Consider the following 3,078-nt stretch of genomic DNA (forward strand, 5'->3'; position numbering starts at 1 on the left):
ACTGAAGTGAGTGCGAGGTATTAGCACTCGATAGGCATAAAATCCCCAATTTGATCATACCTTCCCCACATTTGGTAGTGGCTGTGGCAAAATCTCTGTCAAGTTACCAACCAGTTGTGGGGAAATTTTATAGGTGTGGGGCAAAACAGTTCCGTTAGAGGTTACGAGGCGTTTAGCCCGTTCCAAGTTCCGAGTTGATTCCCTACTCAGCACTCAGCACTCATTACTCAGGACTCTTGAGGGGCATTGCTCCAAAGACAAGGACAATAATTATAGATACAAAAAACCGACAGTCCTTGATTAAGGCTGTCGGCTATTAAGTGTGTTCCCTATTAATGACTCGGCTAGAGTTCAGTTGTCATTAATTATGCCTAGTTACTAATCGCTGGGAGACGATCCTAATCATCGATATGTGTGATTCTCGTCACTTGATTGTTACATCTAAACTGCATATACCCGAATAATCTCTGAGTGAAACTAGACTCACGTAAGTAAAGGAGCTAGAAATTTCATCAAGATTAAAAAATAAAGTTATCTTTACAGACTAAAGCATTTTGTGTGCTAATGATCTTCATTTTGTCTAGTTCATGGTCGGAATAATCCTGTTGAGTGCATTCTGGGGTTGTACTACTCTTCCATCCAAGAAACAAGTTTGCTTGTAATAAAGGCTGCACAGGCATCTACTGCCAATATTTACCAAAATGGAAATACAGGTATTTAGTTAAAGTTTAATTGAAGAGCGATCGCGCTTCAATTAAGAACTGCACTTACAGGGCAAGTAAATCGATAGAATAATGCTCTGTCCCCCCAGAGTGCATTACTTCCATGACTGCAACCTCAAAACCAGCCTTTTCCCCCCAAGAAATTGCTGCTGAAGGTCTTAAACCAGAAGAATACGCAGAAATTGTCCGTCGGCTAGGCCGTCATCCCAACAAAGCTGAACTGGGAATGTTTGGCGTGATGTGGTCTGAGCATTGCTGTTATAAAAATTCTCGACCCCTACTCAAACAATTTCCCACCGACGGCCCCCGCATCCTCGTAGGGCCTGGTGAAAATGCTGGTGTTGTAGACTTGGGTGATGGACTCCAACTAGCTTTTAAAATTGAATCCCACAACCACCCCTCAGCGGTCGAACCTTTTCAAGGAGCGGCAACGGGAGTCGGAGGTATTCTCAGAGATATTTTTACAATGGGTGCGCGTCCTATTGCCCTATTAAACTCGTTACGCTTTGGTTCCTTAGAAGATCCCAAAACCCAACGACTGTTTAGCGGTGTGGTGGCAGGAATCTCTCATTATGGTAACTGTGTGGGAGTACCCACCGTTGGCGGCGAAGTTTACTTTGACTCTGCTTACTCTGGAAATCCTCTAGTGAATGTTATGGCATTGGGGTTGATGGAAACTTCAGAAATCGTCAAATCTGGAGCATCTGGTTTAGGCAACCCCGTGCTGTATGTTGGTTCCACCACTGGGCGCGACGGCATGGGAGGCGCGAGTTTTGCTAGTGCAGAATTGAGCGATCAATCCATAGACGATCGCCCTGCTGTGCAAGTGGGCGATCCATTTTTGGAAAAGTCGTTAATTGAAGCTTGTCTGGAAGCGTTTAAGACAGGTGCAGTTGTCGCCGCCCAAGATATGGGAGCAGCCGGTATCACCTGTTCTACTTCAGAGATGGCAGCAAAAGGCGGTGTGGGAATTGAACTAGATTTAGATAAAATTCCCGCAAGAGAAAGGGGGATGGTTCCTTATGAATATCTGCTTTCGGAATCTCAAGAACGAATGCTGTTTGTTGCTCATAAAGGACGCGAACAAGAATTAATCGACATTTTCCATCGGTGGGGACTTCAAGCTGTTGTCGCTGGTACAGTTATCGGCGATCCGATTGTGCGGATTCTCTTTCAGGGTGAAGTAGCAGCAGAAATTCCCGCTGAGGCTTTGGCGGAGAATACCCCACTATATAACCGGGAGTTATTGGCAGAAGCACCAGAATATGCGCGTCAAGCTTGGGAATGGACACCTGATTCTTTACCTGATTGCACAACTGCTGGAATAGAATTTCAAGGAGGACTGCAAAGTTGGAATGATATTCTCTTAACTTTGCTCGATACACCCACGATCGCTTCTAAAAATTGGGTATATCGTCAGTATGACCATCAAGTACAAAATAATACAGTAATGCTGCCAGGTGGCGCAGATGCGGCTGTTATCCGTTTGCGCCCCCTGGAAGAGGACAAGGGGACAAGGAGACAAGGAGACAAGGAAACCCTCAATGCCCAACGCGGTGTTGCGGCGACGGTAGATTGCAACCCTCGTTATGTTTATCTTGACCCTTACGAAGGGGCTAAGGCAGTGGTGGCAGAAGCTGCACGTAATCTTAGCTGTGTGGGTGCAGAACCTCTGGCGGTGACGGATAACCTAAATTTTGGATCTCCAGAAAAACCCATTGGTTACTGGCAATTGGCAGAAGCTTGTCGTGGTTTGGCGGAAGGTTGCCGAGAATTGGCGACACCAGTCACGGGCGGAAATGTCTCTTTGTACAATGAAACCCTAGATTCTCAAGGCATTCCACAACCTATTTATCCCACTCCTGTTGTTGGAATGGTGGGCTTAATTCCCGATATAACCAAAATTTGTGGTCAAGGTTGGCAAGCAGCCGGCGATGTGATTTATCTTCTCGGATTGCCTCTGGCATCCAAAATCAGTTTGGGAGCATCTGAGTATTTAGCCACTATCCACGATACTGTTGCCGGAAAACCACCACGCGTAGATTTTGACTTGGAACGCCGCGTCCAGAAAGTTTGTCGTGAAGGAATTCGTAATGGTTGGGTACGTTCAGCCCACGATTCTGCTGAGGGAGGAGTGGCGATCGCACTAGCCGAATCTTGTCTTGCTGGCAATCTTGGTGCTGAAATCAATTTAGAAATAGCACCTACACACTTAAACCGCCTTGACGAGGTGTTGTTTGCCGAAGGTGGTGCCAGAATTTTAGTTTCTGTAGCATCAGCACAACAAGAAATTTGGGAATCATATTTACAGGAACATCTCGGTCAAGAGTGGCAAAATCTGGGTGTAGTTGGTAAT

At 45.9% G+C, this 3,078-nt stretch carries 1 protein-coding gene; it reads left to right on the forward strand.

Annotated features, from left to right (window positions below; genetic code table 11):
* Window positions 1–825 precede the first annotated feature (825 nt).
* Window positions 826–3,078: phosphoribosylformylglycinamidine synthase subunit PurL (purL, locus tag IQ229_RS20965; protein WP_194047033.1), on the forward strand; the 2,253-nt coding region annotated here is incomplete at its 3' end.

Source organism: Nostoc cf. edaphicum LEGE 07299 (genome assembly GCF_015207245.1).
In the GTDB taxonomy this organism is placed as follows: Bacteria; Cyanobacteriota; Cyanobacteriia; order Cyanobacteriales; family Nostocaceae; genus Nostoc; species Nostoc edaphicum_B.